This window comes from Litoribacterium kuwaitense (genome assembly GCF_011058155.1).
Lineage (GTDB): Bacteria > Bacillota > Bacilli > Bacillales > DSM-28697 > Litoribacterium > Litoribacterium kuwaitense.
Genome location: NZ_JAALFC010000158.1, coordinates 1 through 318, shown reverse-complemented (window position 1 = coordinate 318; position 318 = coordinate 1). Strand labels below are relative to the sequence as shown.

General features: G+C 54.1%; 1 rRNA gene. It reads left to right on the top strand.

From position 1 onward, the window contains the following. Nucleotides 1-318: ribosomal RNA gene (locus G4V62_RS19485) — 23S ribosomal RNA — on the top strand; the annotation flags it as partial.

The following is a 318-nucleotide window of genomic DNA, read 5'->3' as shown; positions in this document are numbered from 1 at the left end:
TTTGTAGAATGAACCGGCGAGTTACGTTCTTGTGCAAGGTTAAGCTGAAAAGGCGGAGCCGCAGCGAAAGCGAGTCTGAACAGGGCGAATGAGTACAAGGGCGTAGACCCGAAACCAAGTGATCTACCCATGTCCAGGGTGAAGGTGAGGTAACACTCACTGGAGGCCCGAACCCACGCGTGTTGAAAAACGCGGGGATGAGGTGTGGGTAGGGGTGAAATGCCAATCGAACTTGGAGATAGCTGGTTCTCCCCGAAATAGCTTTAGGGCTAGCCTCAAGGAACGAGCCGCGGAGGTAGAGCACTGATTGGATGAGGG